Here is a 15417-nt window from a genome sequence, read left to right on the forward strand (position 1 = left end):
GCCTGTCTTAGAGGTCGAGGATCGCTTTCGCGATGATTTCCTTCTGCACTTCGTTCGTGCCGCCGTAAATGGTCGGCTTGCGCATGTCGAGATAGAAGCTGCCGACGTTCGCGCCGTAGCCGGAGCCGGGCGTCCAGCCCTCGAAGCCGTACGCGAGCCAGTCGGGCGAGAACGGCAATGCGTTCGGCCCGGCGATATCGACGTGCAGCGCCGACAACGCCTGCTGCAGTTCCGAGCCGCGAATCTTGAGAATCGACGACTCGACGCCCGCGCCGCGCTGGCTCGCCTCCGACGCCACGCGCATCAGCAGCATTTCCAGCGCCATGACTTCGGCCTCGATGCGCGCGATCTTCTCGCGGATGCGCACGTCGTCCGCGAGCGGTTTGCCGTTTCTGCGCTCGTTCTGCGCCAGCGCCTTCACGTAGAGCAATTCCCGGCGGCAATGACCGATGCCCGCGATGCCCGTACGCTCATGGCCGAGCAGATACTTCGCGTAAGTCCAGCCGTGGTTCTCCTCGCCGACGAGATTCGCGGCGGGCACTTTCACGTCGTCGAGCCAGACCTCGTTGACATCGGCGGCGCCTTCGAGCGTGTCGATCGGGCGGACGGTGATGCCAGGCGTCTTCATGTCGATGAGCAACAGCGAAATGCCGTTTTGCTGCTTCGCCTCGGGGTCCGTGCGCGCGAGGCAGAACATCCAGTCGGCGTGCTGCGCGTACGTGGTCCAGGTCTTCTGCCCGGTCACGATGTAATGGTCTCCTTCGCGCACCGCCCGCGTCTTGAGCGAGGCGAGATCCGAGCCCGCGCCCGGTTCGGAATAGCCCTGACACCACCAGTCCTCGGCCGAGAGAATGCGCGGCAGGTAGCGCATCTGCTGCGCGGCGCTGCCGAACTTCATCAGCACGGGGCCGATCATGTTGAGCCCGAACGGAAGCTGGCGCGGCGCGCCCGCAAGGCCGCATTCGATATCGAACAGCAAGCGCTGCAGCGCGTTCCAGCCGGTGCCGCCGAACTCCGTGGGCCAGCCGGGCGCGCCCCAGCCGCGCGCATGCAGGATGCGCTGCCAGCGGATCGCGTCGTCCCGTTCGAGATGACGATGATTCAGCACCTTGTCGCGCAGATCCTGAGGAACATGGTCTCGCAGGAACACGCGCACTTCCTCACGAAACGCGAGGTGCGCTTTCGAATAACTGAGTTTCATTGAACGTCCTCGTTGATACGTTCCCGATGGTGCGCGTCGTTGCGCACCCAGACGAAATCACGATACGCGGCGCGGCCAGCCGGGCCGCCACCCACCTCGGGTGGTCACGTGCCGGTGCACCTTGCCTATTCTTCGATCAAGGGCACAACGATCTCGCCGCAAGGCGTCATCGACACATCAGCGGCCGGAGTACGGCGCGCGGTTTCGCGGCCGCATCCGGCAAAAAACATCCAGGCTCGGGAGACAGACGTAATGAGCACGCTCGAAGCAAGCGGCAAGGTGGCACTGTCTTATCGTCCTGTGCGGTTTCCCGAGCGTCAAACGCTCGTCGAGCATCGCGCGGACGGCACGTTGATTCTCCGTAGCGCTCGCGCGCTGCCTCGTATCGAACAGCGCTCGTTCGCGGACTTCGTTCCGCTCTGGGCCGCGCAACGCGGCAATACTGCCGCGTTCTGCGAGCGCGATAAAAACGGCGCGTGGCGCTCGCTCAGCTGGAGCGAGTTGTGGCGCCAGGTGCGGACCGTCGCGGCCGCGCTGCTGGACATGGGGCTGAACGCGCAACGTCCGCTCATGCTGCTGTCCGGCAATTCCATCGAACAGGCCGTGGTGTTGCTGGCGGCGGAATACGCGGGCATTCCGGCGGCGCCGGTATCGCCCACTTACGCGCTCATGAGCAAGGACTTCGCGCGCCTGAAGGCGATCTGCCAGATGGTGCCTCCCGGCGCGGTGTTCGTGCAGTCCGTCGGGCCGTATGCACGCGCGCTCGCGGCCCTCGATCTGCAAGACGCGCCTGTCATCGCGGTGGAAGGCGCGCAGGACGGGCAACATGCGTGGGAAGCGTTCACGCGCCGTCCGCTCGATGAAGCGAGTCTGAGCGCCATCGAGCGCGCGCATGCCTCCATTCGGGACGACAACTCCGCCCGCGTGCTCTTCACGTCCGGTTCCACCGGCTTGCCGAAGGCCGTGCGGCTCACGTACGGCAATCTCGGCGCAGTCGCCGCCTATTACTCCGATGGCTTCGCGTGGCTGCTCGATGCGCAGCCCGTCTTCCTCGACTGGCTGCCGTGGCATCACGGCCTGGGCGGCGTGCTGCACCTCGGCCGCGCGATCCAGTTCGGCGCGACGCATTACATCGACGACGGCCGCCCCGCGCCCGGCATGATCGAGCGCACGGTGCGCAATCTGCGCGACGTGTCGCCGACCATTTTCACGAGCGTGCCGTCCGCATGGAACGTGCTCGCCACCGAGCTCGAACGCGATCAGCAACTCGCCGACAGCCTCTTCGCCAACGCGAGTTTCTTCGGTTACGGCGGCGCGAGCATGCCGGTGGAAGTGTGGAAGCGCATCCAGAACGTCGCGGAGAAAACGATCGGCGAGCGCATCACGTTCTGCACGGGCCTCGCATCGACGGAAACGTCCGGCATGGGCACGTATTGCAGCTGGCCGACAGATATGCCCGGCAACATCGGCACGCCCGCGATCGGCTCGGAAGTGAAGCTCCTGCCGCTCGAAGGCGGAGACGGCCGCTATGAAATCCGCTTGCGCGGCCCGAACGTGTTCGGCGGCTATATCGGCCAGCCGGAACTGACCGCCGCCGCGTTCGACGAGGAAGGCTTCTTCTGTTTCGGCGACGCCGTGCGTCTCGCCGATCCCGCCGATCCTTCACGAGGCATGATCTTCGCGGGCCGCACCGTGGAGGACTTCAAGCTCGCGAACGGCTCGTGGGTACGCACCGGCGCGCTGCGGCTCGGCCTGCTCGACTGCTGCGCCCCGCTTCTGTCCGACGCCGTGATCTGCGGCCATGACCGGGACTATCTCGCCGCGCTCGCGTGGCCGAACGTCGCGGCGTGCCAGCGCATCGCGCCCGAGCTTGCCTCGCTCGACGCGGCCGCGCTCGTGACGCATCCGCTCGTCGTCGCCGAATTGAGCCGGCGTCTCGCACAACAGAAAGCGGGCGGCGCGACGCTCGTGATCGAGCGGCTCATGCTGATGGCCGAGCCGCCGTCGCTCGACGCCAACGAAATCGCCGACAAAGGCTACGTCAATCAGGCCATCACGCGCGCGCGCCGCGCCCACCTGATCGACGCGCTGTATCAGGCCGAACCGGCTTCACATATCGCGTGCAACGGCCGCGCGCCGCGCCACGCGAATAACTAAGACCCAACCTCCCAGGAATCTGCAATGCACATCGATCGCACCGTCTTTCGAGACGATCATGAAATGCTTCGTACTACTGCTCGGCGGTTCTTCGAGCGCGAATGCGTCCCGCACCAGGCGGAATGGGACAAGGCCGGCCGCGTCGATCGCGAGACATGGCTGAAGGCGGGCAAGCAGGGCCTGCTGTGCGTGTCGATTCCGAGCGAATACGGCGGCGGCGGCGGCGATTTCGGGCACGTGGTCGTCGTCAACGAGGAAATGACGCGCGCGGGCGTGAGCGGCCCGGGCTTCGCGGTGCATTCGGACATCGTCGCGCCGTATATCGCGCGCATCGGCAGTGAGGAACAGAAGCGCCGCTGGCTGCCCGGCATTTGCGCGGGCGAGCAGATCCTCGCCATCGCGATGACCGAACCCGGCACCGGCAGCGACCTGAAAGCGGTGCGCACCACGGCCCGCCGCGACGGCGATCACTACGTCATCAACGGCAGCAAGACGTTCATCACGAACGGTCTGAATGCGGATCTCGTGATCGTCGTCTGCACGACGGATCCGACGGCGGGCGCGAAGGGCGTGAGCCTGATCGTCGTCGAGACGACGCGCGAAGGTTTCCGGCGCGGCCGCAAGCTCGACAAGATCGGCATGCACGCGCAGGACACCGCGGAACTCTTCTTCGACGATGTGCGCGTCCCGGTCGAGAACCGCCTCGGCGAGGAAGGCAAGGGCTTCGCCTATCTGATGGCCGAACTGCCGCAGGAGCGCCTGAATATCGCGGTCGGCGCGGCGGCGCGGCTGGAAACGTGCCTCGAACACACGCTGAATTACGTGAAGGACCGTCGCGCGTTCAATCAGACCGTGTGGGATTTCCAGAACACCAAGTTCAAGCTCGCCGACATCAAGGCGCAAGCCATCGCGGTGCGTCTGATGGTCGATCACTACCTCGACGTGCACATGCGCCGGCGCCTGACGCTCGAGGAATCGGCCATTGCGAAGCTCTTCTCCACCGAAACCCTCGGCAAGGCGCTCGATGACATGGTGCAACTGCATGGCGGCTACGGCTACATGCTCGAGTACCCGGTTGCCCGCGCGTTCGTCGATGCTCGCGTGACGCGCATCTATGGCGGCGCAAGCGAAGTCATGCGCGACCTCATCTCGCGCAAGCTGTGAATCCAACGAATCCTCAATCACTGAAGGAGAAGCATATGAGTCGCAAGGTGTTTGTCGCCGGTGTTGGCATGATCCCGTTCAAGAAGCCGGGCGCGAGCGAAACGTACGATGTGATGGGCGAAATCGCCATCCGCGATGCGCTCGCCGATGCCGGTCTCGACTTCAAGGCCATTCAGCAAGCGTATGCCGGTTATGTCTACGGCGACTCGACATGCGGGCAGAAGGCGATCTATCGCGTCGGCATGACGGGCGTGCCGGTCATCAACGTCAATAACAATTGCGCGACGGGTTCTTCCGCCCTCTTCCTCGCGCGCCAGGCCGTCGAGTCGGGCGCGGTGGAATGCGCGCTCGCGGTCGGCTTCGAATACATGCAGCCGGGCGCGCTGGCGTCGAAATGGAATGACCGCGCGCCCGCGCTCGAACGCGCGCTCGATCTGACGAACAAGCTCGTCGGCCACACCGAGATTCCCACTGCGATCCGCCAGTTCGCGGGCGCGGGCCTCACGCACATGCGCAAGTACGGCACGAAGCTGGAAACGTTCGCCCGCATTCGCGCGAAGGCGAGCGAGCACGCGGCGCGCAATCCGCTCGCGGTGTTCCGCAATGTCGTGTCGACGGAAGACGTGATGAACGCGCCGGTGCTGTGGGAAGGCGTGTTGACGCGACTGATGGCGTGCCCGCCGACATGCGGCGGCGCGGCGGCCATCATCGTGTCGGAAGCGTTCGCGCGCAAGCACGGCTTGCGCACCGACGTGATGATCGCGGGCCAGTCGTGCGCCACCGATTTGCCGAGCACGTATGCGTCGGAAGACATGATTCGCGTCGTCGGCTTCGATATCACGCGCACCGCGGCGCAGCAGGCGTATGAGCAGGCGGGCGTCGGCCCCGAGGATATCGACGTGATCGAGCTCCACGACTGCTTCGCGCAGAACGAGCTGCTGACGTATGAAGGACTCGGTCTGTGCAAGGAAGGCGAAGGCGAGCGACTCGTCATGAATGGCGACAACACGTATGGCGGCAAGTGGGTGACGAACCCGTCGGGCGGCCTGCTTTCGAAGGGCCATCCGCTCGGCGCGACGGGTCTCGCGCAATGCTACGAACTGACGCATCAACTGCGCGGCACGGCGGGCGATCGTCAGGTCAAGGACGCGAAGCTCGCGTTGCAGCACAACCTCGGCCTCGGCGGCGCGGGCGTGGTCACCATCTACAAGCGGACCGCGTGATGAACATCGACAGGAAGCATATCGGCATGCGCTTGCCGGTGTTCACGGCAAGCGCGGATGCGTGGCGCTTGCGCTTCTTCGCGAAGGCGATCGGCGAAACGAATCCGGTCTACTTCGACGAAGCCACGGCGCACGATGCCGGCTATCCCGCGCTGCCGCTGCCGCCCACGTTTCTGTTCTCGCTCGAGTTCGAGCAGACGGCCACGGCGTGGCGTGAGGAACTGGGCATCGTGTCGTCGCGCATTCTGCATGGCGAGCAGTCGTTCGTGTATCACCGCATGGCGTATGCGGGCGATCAGTTGCGCTACGAGAGCCGTATCGCGGATATCTACGACAAGAAGAACGGCGCGCTGTGGTTCATCGTGCGCGAAACGCGTGTGACGAACCAGCGCGGCGAGCACGTGGCCGATCTGCGCAGCGTCATCGTTCAGCGATAACCGGGGACAGCGAATGAGCACCATCAGTTTCGATTCGATTCAGGTCGGCGACGCCTTGCCGCCGCTCACCCTTCCCCCGGTCAACCGCACGACGCTCGCGCTCTTCGCGGGCGCGTCGGGCGATCACAACGCGATTCATATCGACACCGACTATGCGCGCCGCGCCAGCGTGCCGGACGTGTTCGCGCACGGCATGTTGTCGATGGCGTGGCTTGGCCGCCTGCTCACGTCGTGGGTAGAGCAACGCCAGTTGCGCTCGTTCGGCGTGCGTTTTGTCGGCATTACGCAGCTCGGGCATGTGGTGACGTGCACGGGCAAGGTCACCGAGAAATTCGAAGCCGAGGGCGAACGACGCGTGCGGCTCGAGATTCAGACCGTCAATCAATATGGCGAACCGCGCGTGCTCGGCGACGCGGTGGTCGCGCTCTGACACATTCATCAGGAAGACATCATGGGAAAGCTCGAAGGCAAAGTTGCATTGGTAACCGGCTCGGGACGCGGCATCGGTCAGGCGATCGCGCTCAAGCTCGCGAGCGAAGGCGCGCGGCTCGTCATCAACGATCTGGATGCGGAGCCGGCGCAGGAGACTGTGGAACTGCTTCGCAAGCAAGGCACGGAAGCGGTGGCGTGTCCGGGGAATGTATCCGCGCCGGATTTCGCGGACCGTTTCGTCGGTACGGCGATGAATACGTTCAAGGGCATCGATATCATCGTCAATAACGCGGGTTATACGTGGGACGATGTCGTGCAGAAGATGACCGATGAGCAGTGGTACGCGATCATCGATTGTCATATGACGGCGCCGTTTCGCATCTTGCGCGCGGCTTATCCGCATATCAAGGCGTTGCATGCCGCGGATAAGGAAGCGGGGCGCGAGAATTATCGGAAGATCGTGAATATTTCGTCGGTGTCGGCGTTGAATGGGAACGCCGGGCAGTTGAACTATTCATCGGCGAAGGCGGGTGTCATTGGGATGACGCGTGCGTTGGCTCGTGAGTGGGGACGGTTCAATGTCAATGTGAACTGCGTCGCGTTCGGATTGATTCATACGCGGATGACGGTGAGTACGGAGGCGGCGGCTTCGGTGACGATCGATGGGCGGGATATTCGGGTTGGGTTGAATGCCGATATGCTCAAGTCGCATGCTCAGCGGAATCCGCTGGGGCGCGGGGGTACGCCGGAGGAAGCGGCTGGTGGCGTTTATCTGTTCTGCTTGCCGGAGTCGAATTACATTACCGGACAGACGGTTGCGGTGGCGGGGAATTTGCAGTAAGGGGTTTTTCGTTTTAATTCTTTGTGTGAGTGGTAGGGCTTTGGCACGTTCGGGGGTTGGCCCGGACGTGCTTTTTTCGTTTGCGGGGTCGGGAAATTGGCCATTGCGGGCATTGAGGCCGGTTGCGTTTAACGTCGGCCGGCTGGCGGATTGCTGACCTTGGCGGCGTTGCGCGGCAGGATCGCGACTGCCTGCGTCAGCCAGCCCACACTCACGGACCCATCGCCGGCGGTCACTTCTCGACAATCCAAAGGCAGGGATTGGGACGCTCCGGTCATCCAGGCTGGCTCCGCGTGCGGCACGGACTTTGGCCCGACCAAGGTAGGGCAAATACTAGAGGGCGAAACGACTGCGGCTCATTGCCTTCTGGCCGTGCATTTGCTGTATTAGTAAATCGCCCGAACGGTTTTGGACGCAGGGGTTGCGAGCATCCGGCGTCGCTCGCTGAAATCGCGAGGCGACATTCAAACGCGCGGGCGTCGATCGAAGTTACGCTGCGTAGAGTGCCTAAAACTCGATCGTCTTGATATCCGGATCGTAAAAGGCACCGATAAGCTCGCGCGCGCCAGCAAGGGGAGACTGCTTGGAAATGTCCACGATTGCACCGATTGCACCGCCTATTAGGCCGCTATCGCCAGCTTCAATGCCCCTGTCGAGCACTTCGAATAAACTCTGAATCGTTGTGGCTCGCTCTTCGAAGGTCCTAGCCAAGTACTGCTCCAAAATGGCTCTTTGGGCACCGATCTGTTCTAACTTAACGTCTTTGAATGCCGATATAGCTGCTCTTTTGGTACCTTCAATTTCTGCAACCTTTTTGTATTCCAGCCAAGATGACACTAGCATCTCGAAAGAAGACTGGGCCGCTTGCAACGGGATAGCAGGCGCTTTCTGAAAGATACTTTGAATATTCTTTTTCATGTTCTTAGCTCAAGGTCAGAATCCCGGAAATCGTACCTTTGATATTCTTGGCCGCTGAACCGTCGGGCGTGATGATTGGTACGTCAAGTATTTTTTTCAGGCCCGTTCCAAGCAACACCATCCTTTCGAATGCGTTACGGTCGCGCTCGTCTTCGACTTTGATCGCCTCGAAGCGCGTTACAAGCTCGGTAATGGTTTTAGCCATCTCGGCCGCATTTGTTCTTATTGCCTTTAGTGCTGTTTTCAACACTTCCATCTCTGCAATGGCGGTTTCTACTTTTGCTTGGTAATCACGAGCTCTAGTCAAAGCTTCCTCGGCTTTGCTCGCCATCATGAAGCCGCCGATTGCGAGCGCCGGGCCGAGCACAATTCCGCCCAAGGCAATCATACCTCCGGCCATTCCAAATCCGCCGGCGCTCAATGCACCTCCGCCAAGCCAAGCCAAGGTCGCATTAGTAGCCGCCGCGCCTGAAAGCCCAGAAATGGCCGCGCCAGTTGAGGCGCTGGCTAATGCCCCTACGGAACCATAGGCCCCAATAGCCGCCAACGCTCCGCCACCCACTCCAGATGCAAGGCCTTTCTCAATTTCTAAAGAGTTCAGCACCAGCCTCTCATAAGCCTTAAGTTCCTCTACGGTGAGATTCTCATTGAACCCTTTGAGGGTGCTCTTAGTGTCTTTTCGTTTCTTGAAGACTTCAACGAGGTATTTAATTTGATGGCTGAACGTATGGATTTTTAACTTACCGAGTGCAGCCAGCGCCGCTTGGGTTTCCTCGCGCGCGACATCCAGAACTTGAGATGCCTTTTTGAATTCACGCTCTGCATCCTCGCCGATGCTTTTGGCCGTGTCAAAGTTGTTAGACGCCTCAACGCCTTTGAATACTCCAGTTGCCGCCAAAGCAGCGGCCGCACCCCACAGAATTATTGGAAGCGGCATTTAAAATCCCTCTTTACGCGTCGGAGAAATGTCAATTTTGTGTGCTTGCTGTGCATCTGCGCACGCTTTCAAGTTAGCTGCGATGTATTCGTTTTTGCTCGTGTGCGCGGACAGGTTTTGCTCGTAGAACTCGTCCACTCTGCAAATCAATGGCCGGCTGCTATAGATTTTGCAAATATGACTGATACTGTCAAAATTTATACAAGTTCCATCACCGCGGTCCAGGTGTGCATAAACCGTAGATTTGTCTAGATTCTGGCAGCACAGCCCGCATTTTGTACAGAAAAATGCAGCTGAAGCGCTTGGTTCGTGTGGCAGGGCAAACGTTTGTACCGGCTGGTAATAACGTATGCCTTCGCCAATTTCCGCGGTTAGAGCGCCGTGCTGTGCTTCAAAGGATTCTCTAGCTTTCATTTCTTGTTCAATGTGCGCGCTTCAACCATGCTGACCGAACGTGATCGTTATCTAATCCATACTCTAGAATCGAGCGACGGTACCGTCTTTACGGCAACTGACCGCGGAACTTGAGACTGGGATCGAATGGCTGCTGTTCCGACGATCCTGGACGCTTGAGCGCCCGGGAGATTCGTCGAGCGAACGTCGCATCCTGACCGAGTAGCGGTGCTGCATGCGACACGCGCAACGAAGGGCGCGGACGTTTAAGCCCAGCGGTGGGCCAGAGTGCGATCGAGCGAATGTTCGAATTCCCGAACCTCTCCGAGGTGGTTTCTCTCGCTATTGTTGATCGACATCGACCACTTCAAGCATGTTAACGACACGTACGGTAATTCCACTGGGGATGATGTACTTGTCGACTTTGCAACCCGTGCCGCCGCCGTCCTTCCACACGGGGCGCAACTGGCTCGTTGGGGCGGAGAATGTTTAAGCGGCGGGCTGCAGCCGCATGGCGCTTGAACGGCGAGCGTCAGCTAAGGCCAATCACCCACCGTCCGAGCGGCGCCCGGATCGGTGTGTCATAGACCATCATCGGGCAGACGTCCGCCAACGCTATTGATGCCCGTCCACATCGGATGAATGTTCGATCCCAGTCGCAGAACCACGTACAGCGTCGCCGCCCTTTCCCCAACGCCGCACTGCAAGCGAAACCGCCGACAGCACTATCCACTGCCGGCAGCCCCCTCACCCCCCAAACCCCACCCCCCTCCCCCGCAACCCCTCAACCCCCGCCTCCCCAAACCCCCACTCCCTAAGCGCAGCGTATCCCCCCTCCCCCCGCTGCGGCGCGGGCCGCGCAATCACCGACGGCGTCTGCGAAAACCTCGGCGCCGGCGCCGGCTGCACGACCCCATCGAACTCGACGAAACTCTCCCGCGCCCGATGCTGAGGATGCCCCGGCGCCTCCGAGAACCCGAGCACCGGCGCCACACAAGCATCGCTACCATCGAACACGCGACACCATTCCTCACGCGTCCGCTCCGCAAACACCGCCGCAAACCGCTCCCTCAGAACCGGCCAGCCCTCGCGATCATGCTGCTTCGGCAACTCCGCATCGGCCAGGCCGAGCTTCTCCAGCAACTCCGCATAGAACCGCGCCTCCACCGCCCCGACGGCCATGTAATGCCCATCGCGCGTGCGATAGCTGTCATACCAGGGCGTCCCGCCATCGAGCAGATTGCTCTCACGCGCCTCCCGCCAGTTCCCCGAAGCAATCAACCCCCACATCGTCGTGCCGAGCTGCGCGGCGCCCTCGATCATCGCGGCATCGACAACCTGCCCCTTGCCCCCACGCTGCACGTTGAACAACGCCGCGACCACACCGAGCGCAAGCAACATCCCACCGCCGCCATAATCGCCGACGAGATTCAACGGCGGCACCGGCGACTCGCCCGCGCGACCAATGCCCGACAGCACGCCCGACAACGCGATGTAGTTCAGATCATGCCCCGCACGATCGGCAAGCGGCCCCGTCTGCCCCCACCCCGTCATGCGCCCGTACACGAGCCTCGGATTGCACGCGAACGCGGCATCGGGACCGATGCCCAATCGCTCCATCGTGCCCGGACGAAATCCTTCGATGACGATATCCGCCTTCGACATCAGCTCGAGCGCCGCCTCGGCCGATTCCCGCTTCTTGAGATCGAGCGTGATCGAACGCCGTCCGCGTCCCGTCAGATTCTTGTGCTTGCCGCTGATCTTCGGGCCGAGATCGCCGGCCGCCACGGGCCGATCCACGCGCAACACGTCCGCGCCCATATCCGCGAGCAACATGCCGCCGAACGGCGCAGGACCGATCGCCTCGAACTCCAGAACCCGAACTCCGCTCAATACGCCCATGACTGTCTGTCTCCGTTTCGAAAGTTATGCGTTCTCGCAGTAAGCCAGACGCGCGCGCGAGCCGCGCCACCCGCATCGGGTGGATCGTTTCGAGCCGATCCGTTATGCTGGGCCGACATCCATCAGCGCCCGGTCATCGAATCCGATGCTCACACTCTCCCCACGCGACACCGCGATGCTCAACGGCGATCTCGGCGATGGCCTCGCGCTCGCGATGCGCATCGTCGCGGCGACGGCTCACGTCATGGACGCCGATACGCTCATCGACATCTCGTCCGCTCATATCGACGGCTGTCTCTATCACGGCGCGGCAAGTCTCGATTTCGTCGAGCGCTTCGTCGCGAGCGGCGCGAAGGTCGCCGTGCCGACCACGCTCAACGTCGGCTCGCTCGATCTCATTCATCCGGAACTCTTCCACGGCGATGCCAGCATCGCGAGCGCGGGCACGCGGCTCATGCAGGCGCATATCGAGCTCGGCTGCGAGGCGAGCTTCACGTGCGCGCCGTATCAGTTGAAGCATCGTCCGAAGCTGGGCGATCAGATCGCTTGGGCCGAATCGAATGCGATCGTCTTCGCCAATTCCGTGCTCGGCGCGCGCACGAGCCGCTACGGCGATTTCCTCGATCTCGCCGCCGCCATCACCGGCCGCGTGCCGAACGCGGGCCTGCACGTCACGGCGAATCGCGCGGCGCGCATCGTGATCGTGGCACCGGATTTGCGCGCATCGACACATCGGGATACCGATTTCGCCGCGCTCGGCTTTCTGCTCGGCAGCGAAGTCGGCGCGACGGTCGCGGCCATCACCGGCCTGCCCGACGACACCACCGAAGACGAATTGAAGGCGCTCGGTGCAGCGGCGGCATCGAGCGGATCGGTCGCGCTCTTTCATGCGGTCGGCATCACGCCGGAAGCCGCCACGCTCGATGCCGCGCTCCAGAACCGCGCGCCCGAACTCACGATCTCCGTGAGCGCATCGGATCTGCTTGCCGTGCGCAAGCGCTGGAGTCACGCGAAGCCCGGCGATGCGCTCGCCGCCGTGAGTCTCGGCACGCCGCATTTTTCCGTCGATGAATTCCGCACGCTCGACGCGCTCTTCGATCACCACGAAGGCTCGCCGCGCTGCGATGTCTATGTGAACACGAGCCGCTTCGTGCTCTGGCAACTCGAAGAGGAAGGCATCGCGCAGACGCTCACGGCGCGCGGCGTGCAGATCGTCGTGGACACATGCACATACATCACGCCGGTGATGAAGCAGACGCGCGGCCTCGTGATGACCAACTCAGGCAAATGGGCGCATTACGCGCCGGCGAATATCGGTGTGACGGTCGCATTCGGCAGCATGAGCGAATGCGTGCGATCGGCGTTCGAGGGAAAGGTGTGCATCGATGAAAACGTTTGAGGCCGTCACACTCGTTCCCGGCCATGCGCGTGCTTCGGGCATCGCGTTGCAGCCGCTCAGCTTCTGGGGCGGCTACGATGCCGAACGCGGCGTGATCGTCGATGCGACGCATGCGGGTCACGGCCAAAGTCTCGCGTCGCACATTCTCGTGATGCCGCGTGCGCGCGGATCGAGTTCGAGCAGCAGCGTGCTCGCCGAAGCGTTGCGCAACGGCACCGGGCCTCTCGGCATCGTGCTCTCGGAACGGGATCTGATTCTGTCGATAGGCGCGATCGTCGCGAACGAGCTCTATGCGTCGAACGTGCCGGTCGTGATGGTCGATGAAACCGCGTTCGCGCAGATCGCGTCCGCCGATGCGGTTGCTCTCATCGAAATCGATGCGCGCGACGCATCACGCCCCGCGAGCGTGCGCCTCATCGCGCCATGATCGTTTCGACGACCGAAATGATCTGCTGCGCTGCCGTCTTCACGTGCTGTTCGAGCAGCTTCGCGCCGAGCTTTGCATCGCGCTTCCTGCATGCATCGATCAGATTCATATGTTCTTCGTGCGACTGCTCGCGAATCGGCACCTGCACCACCTGAAAGCGGAAATAGCGGTCGCTGCGGTCGTGCAGCACGCGCAGCATCTGCAACGTGATGTCGCGGCGCGCGGGCAGATAAAGCGTCTCGTGCAGACGCCAGTTCAGTTGCCCCCAGACGCCCGATTCCGCCTGATCCATTGCGATGACGAGCTTCTCGGCCTTCGCGATTTCGGCATCGGTGATATGCGGGATCGCCTGCGAAAAGAGCCACGGCTCCAGCCGCAAGCGGATCTCGAACGTCTCCTGCACTTCCTCGATCGACAGCTCCGCGACATACGCTCCCTTGTGCGGCTCCTTCGTCACCAGGCCTTCGCCGGTCAGCCGCGTGATCGCCTCGCGGATCGGCACGCGGCTCACGCCGAGCTCCTCGGCGAGCGCTTCCTGACGCAGCACTTCGCCGGGCGCGAGATCGCCGGAAAGAATGCGTTGCCGGATCGCGGTGGTGACGAGCTCGACGGTCGTCGTGCGGACGATCTTGTGCGTGGATTCGCTCGCGTTCGGCGCTTCCGCGCGAGGCTTTGTGGCGACCGGAGGCATGTGCTTCTTTAGCGCTTATTCGTTGGGTTGCGGCATCGTAACATGCACGTTCATAGCAGCTTCTCGCGCACCCACGCACCATGCTTCATCACGCCCGCGATGCGCTCGCCCTGCCCTGTCAGCACGCGAATATCCTTCAGCGGATCGCCATCGACGACGAGCAAGTCCGCATACGCGCCCGCCGCGACGACACCGAGCTTGCCCTTCATGTTCACGATCTCCGCGCCATACGCTGTCGCCTGACGAATCGCCTCGAATGGGCCGACGATATCCGCGCGTATCGATAGCTCATCGTTCTGATACTGATGCATGTCGCCGAGCAAGTCCGTGCCGAGGCCCATCTTCACGCCGCGCTTGTGCAGCATCGCGAGCGCCTCGAGTCCGCGCTTGCGCACGGATTCATTCTTGTCGAGCGTGTCTTGCGCGAGCCCCATCTGCGCGCCGACTTTCGACATCGCGTCATACGTGACGAGCGTCGGCACCGCATAGGCGCCATGCTCGGCCATCACGCCCGCGGTTTCGTCATCGATCAGATTGCCGTGCTCGATCGTGCGCACGCCGAGTTTCACCACGCGCGCAATCGCCTTTGCGGTGTACGCATGCGCCATTACATATGTCTGATGCGACTCCGCTTCCTCGACAGCAGCCTTTACTTCATCGACGGAGAATTGCAGGTTGCCGATGGGATCGGTCGGCGAAGCCACGCCGCCCGAAGCCATGATCTTGATGTGATGCGCGCCCGCGCGCATTTCCTCGCGCACCGCCTTGCGCATTTCATCGACGCCATCGACCACGCGACCGATTGCGCCCATGTTGCGATTGCAGCCGCACGGGTCCGGGTCCGAGTTATCGAAGCGCTCGCGGAAGTCGCCATGCCCGCCCGTCTGCGAGAGCGCCTTGCCCGCGACGAACAGGCGCGGCCCCGCGATGACGCCATCTTCGATCGCGCGCGACAGCGCATAGTCCGCGCCGCCCGCATCGCGCACGGTCGTGAAGCCGCGGTTCAGCATGCCCGCGAGAATCGGCACCGCGCGCAACACGGCGAACGTGTTCGGCAGACGGCTGTTGTTGCCGAGATGCGCGACCGACGCGATCACATGCACATGGCAATCGATCATGCCGGGCATCACCGTCTTGCCGCCGACATCGATCACCTGCGCGCCGCTCGTCTGCACCGGCTCGCGCGTGACTTCGCGGATCGTGTCGCCGTCGATCACGATCGAATAGCGGCCGTCGTCGCGTTCATGATCGACGTCGAGCACGCGTGCGTTCTTCAGTATCAACATGGCGTGGTT

General features: G+C 62.5%; 16 protein-coding genes. 9 read left to right on the plus strand and 7 right to left on the minus strand.

Annotated features, from left to right (window positions below):
- Positions 1-7: 7 nt before the first annotated feature.
- Entirely contained in the window at positions 8-1201 is a 1194-nt protein-coding gene (locus AWB78_RS23055) for an acyl-CoA dehydrogenase family protein (protein ID WP_062608302.1), read from the minus strand.
- A gap of 252 nt (positions 1202-1453) precedes the next feature.
- On the opposite strand from AWB78_RS23055, the gene AWB78_RS23060 reads away from it, so the two are divergent.
- Genes AWB78_RS23060 through AWB78_RS23085 form a run of 6 tightly spaced genes read left to right on the plus strand, consistent with a single transcriptional unit; the run spans position 1454 to position 7455 of the window.
- Positions 1454-3358, plus strand: a complete 1905-nt coding sequence (locus tag AWB78_RS23060) for a feruloyl-CoA synthase (RefSeq protein WP_062608303.1) — start codon at positions 1454-1456, stop codon at positions 3356-3358.
- A gap of 24 nt (positions 3359-3382) precedes the next feature.
- Positions 3383-4522, plus strand: a complete 1140-nt coding sequence (locus AWB78_RS23065) for an acyl-CoA dehydrogenase family protein (protein ID WP_062608304.1) — start codon at positions 3383-3385, stop codon at positions 4520-4522.
- Between the two features lie 35 nt (positions 4523-4557).
- Positions 4558-5745 carry a lipid-transfer protein gene (locus tag AWB78_RS23070; RefSeq protein WP_062608305.1) on the plus strand — a complete coding sequence of 396 codons (1188 nt, stop codon included), beginning with the start codon at positions 4558-4560 and terminating at the stop codon, positions 5743-5745.
- A complete protein-coding gene (locus AWB78_RS23075) occupies positions 5745-6182 on the plus strand; it encodes a MaoC family dehydratase N-terminal domain-containing protein (protein WP_062608306.1) in 438 nt (145 codons plus the stop codon). The genes AWB78_RS23070 and AWB78_RS23075 overlap by 1 nt, the downstream gene beginning before the upstream one ends.
- A 13-nt stretch (positions 6183-6195) precedes the next feature.
- Positions 6196-6612, plus strand: coding sequence for a MaoC family dehydratase (locus tag AWB78_RS23080; protein ID WP_062608307.1), 417 nt, complete (start codon positions 6196-6198; stop codon positions 6610-6612).
- A gap of 21 nt (positions 6613-6633) precedes the next feature.
- A complete protein-coding gene (locus AWB78_RS23085; RefSeq protein WP_062608308.1) occupies positions 6634-7455 on the plus strand; it encodes an SDR family NAD(P)-dependent oxidoreductase in 822 nt (273 codons plus the stop codon).
- 507 nt (positions 7456-7962) lie between these two features.
- Here AWB78_RS23085 and AWB78_RS23090 read toward each other — a convergent pair.
- The 3 genes from AWB78_RS23090 to AWB78_RS43785 are packed head-to-tail and all read right to left on the minus strand — an operon-like array spanning position 7963 to position 9724.
- Positions 7963-8373: a hypothetical protein gene (locus AWB78_RS23090; protein WP_062608309.1), complete on the minus strand. Its 411-nt coding sequence runs from the start codon at positions 8371-8373 to the stop codon at positions 7963-7965.
- Between the two features lie 4 nt (positions 8374-8377).
- Positions 8378-9310, minus strand: coding sequence for a hypothetical protein (locus tag AWB78_RS23095; RefSeq protein ID WP_062608310.1), 933 nt, complete (start codon positions 9308-9310; stop codon positions 8378-8380).
- Entirely contained in the window at positions 9311-9724 is a 414-nt protein-coding gene (locus AWB78_RS43785; RefSeq protein WP_082883404.1) for a YkgJ family cysteine cluster protein, read from the minus strand.
- A gap of 267 nt (positions 9725-9991) precedes the next feature.
- Between AWB78_RS43785 and AWB78_RS45345 the strand changes: the two genes are divergently transcribed.
- On the plus strand, positions 9992-10225 hold the full coding sequence (locus AWB78_RS45345; RefSeq protein WP_082883405.1) for a diguanylate cyclase domain-containing protein: 234 nt from the start codon (positions 9992-9994) through the stop codon (positions 10223-10225).
- 225 nt (positions 10226-10450) lie between these two features.
- Here the strand turns inward: AWB78_RS45345 and AWB78_RS23100 are convergent, their stop codons facing one another.
- A complete protein-coding gene (locus AWB78_RS23100; protein WP_062608311.1) occupies positions 10451-11605 on the minus strand; it encodes a CaiB/BaiF CoA transferase family protein in 1155 nt (384 codons plus the stop codon).
- A 145-nt stretch (positions 11606-11750) separates the two neighbouring features.
- Here AWB78_RS23100 and AWB78_RS23105 point away from each other — a divergent pair, with 145 nt between their 5' ends.
- Both AWB78_RS23105 and AWB78_RS23110 read left to right on the plus strand, forming a co-directional pair.
- Positions 11751-13004, plus strand: coding sequence for an aconitase X (locus tag AWB78_RS23105; RefSeq protein ID WP_062608312.1), 1254 nt, complete (start codon positions 11751-11753; stop codon positions 13002-13004).
- Positions 12991-13431, plus strand: a complete 441-nt coding sequence (locus AWB78_RS23110) for an aconitase X swivel domain-containing protein (RefSeq protein ID WP_062608313.1) — start codon at positions 12991-12993, stop codon at positions 13429-13431. Before AWB78_RS23105 ends, AWB78_RS23110 begins: the two co-directional genes overlap by 14 nt.
- On the opposite strand, the gene AWB78_RS23115 is transcribed toward AWB78_RS23110, so the two are convergent.
- Entirely contained in the window at positions 13418-14122 is a 705-nt protein-coding gene (locus AWB78_RS23115; protein WP_062608314.1) for a GntR family transcriptional regulator, read from the minus strand. The two genes, AWB78_RS23110 and AWB78_RS23115, sit on opposite strands and share 14 nt — an antisense overlap.
- A 50-nt stretch (positions 14123-14172) precedes the next feature.
- Positions 14173-15408 carry a metal-dependent hydrolase family protein gene (locus AWB78_RS23120; RefSeq protein ID WP_062608315.1) on the minus strand — a complete coding sequence of 412 codons (1236 nt, stop codon included), beginning with the start codon at positions 15406-15408 and terminating at the stop codon, positions 14173-14175.
- Positions 15409-15417: the final 9 nt, after the last annotated feature.

It is taken from the genome of Caballeronia calidae, from assembly GCF_900044055.2.
Lineage (GTDB): Bacteria > Pseudomonadota > Gammaproteobacteria > Burkholderiales > Burkholderiaceae > Caballeronia > Caballeronia calidae.

What these genes read in the sequence shown, in the direction of transcription:
- AWB78_RS23055 (WP_062608302.1), bottom strand. Translation starts at nt 1,201, where the DNA reads ATGAAACTCAGTTATTCGAAAGCGCACCTCGCGTTTCGTGAGGAAGTG.
- AWB78_RS23060 (WP_062608303.1), top strand. Translation starts at nt 1,454, where the DNA reads ATGAGCACGCTCGAAGCAAGCGGCAAGGTGGCACTGTCTTATCGTCCT.
- AWB78_RS23065 (WP_062608304.1), top strand. Translation starts at nt 3,383, where the DNA reads ATGCACATCGATCGCACCGTCTTTCGAGACGATCATGAAATGCTTCGT.
- AWB78_RS23070 (WP_062608305.1), top strand. Translation starts at nt 4,558, where the DNA reads ATGAGTCGCAAGGTGTTTGTCGCCGGTGTTGGCATGATCCCGTTCAAG.
- AWB78_RS23075 (WP_062608306.1), top strand. Translation starts at nt 5,745, where the DNA reads ATGAACATCGACAGGAAGCATATCGGCATGCGCTTGCCGGTGTTCACG.
- AWB78_RS23080 (WP_062608307.1), top strand. Translation starts at nt 6,196, where the DNA reads ATGAGCACCATCAGTTTCGATTCGATTCAGGTCGGCGACGCCTTGCCG.
- AWB78_RS23085 (WP_062608308.1), top strand. Translation starts at nt 6,634, where the DNA reads ATGGGAAAGCTCGAAGGCAAAGTTGCATTGGTAACCGGCTCGGGACGC.
- AWB78_RS23090 (WP_062608309.1), bottom strand. Translation starts at nt 8,373, where the DNA reads ATGAAAAAGAATATTCAAAGTATCTTTCAGAAAGCGCCTGCTATCCCG.
- AWB78_RS23095 (WP_062608310.1), bottom strand. Translation starts at nt 9,310, where the DNA reads ATGCCGCTTCCAATAATTCTGTGGGGTGCGGCCGCTGCTTTGGCGGCA.
- AWB78_RS43785 (WP_082883404.1), bottom strand. Translation starts at nt 9,724, where the DNA reads ATGAAAGCTAGAGAATCCTTTGAAGCACAGCACGGCGCTCTAACCGCG.
- AWB78_RS23100 (WP_062608311.1), bottom strand. Translation starts at nt 11,605, where the DNA reads ATGGGCGTATTGAGCGGAGTTCGGGTTCTGGAGTTCGAGGCGATCGGT.
- AWB78_RS23105 (WP_062608312.1), top strand. Translation starts at nt 11,751, where the DNA reads ATGCTCACACTCTCCCCACGCGACACCGCGATGCTCAACGGCGATCTC.
- AWB78_RS23110 (WP_062608313.1), top strand. Translation starts at nt 12,991, where the DNA reads ATGAAAACGTTTGAGGCCGTCACACTCGTTCCCGGCCATGCGCGTGCT.
- AWB78_RS23115 (WP_062608314.1), bottom strand. Translation starts at nt 14,122, where the DNA reads ATGCCTCCGGTCGCCACAAAGCCTCGCGCGGAAGCGCCGAACGCGAGC.
- AWB78_RS23120 (WP_062608315.1), bottom strand. Translation starts at nt 15,408, where the DNA reads ATGTTGATACTGAAGAACGCACGCGTGCTCGACGTCGATCATGAACGC.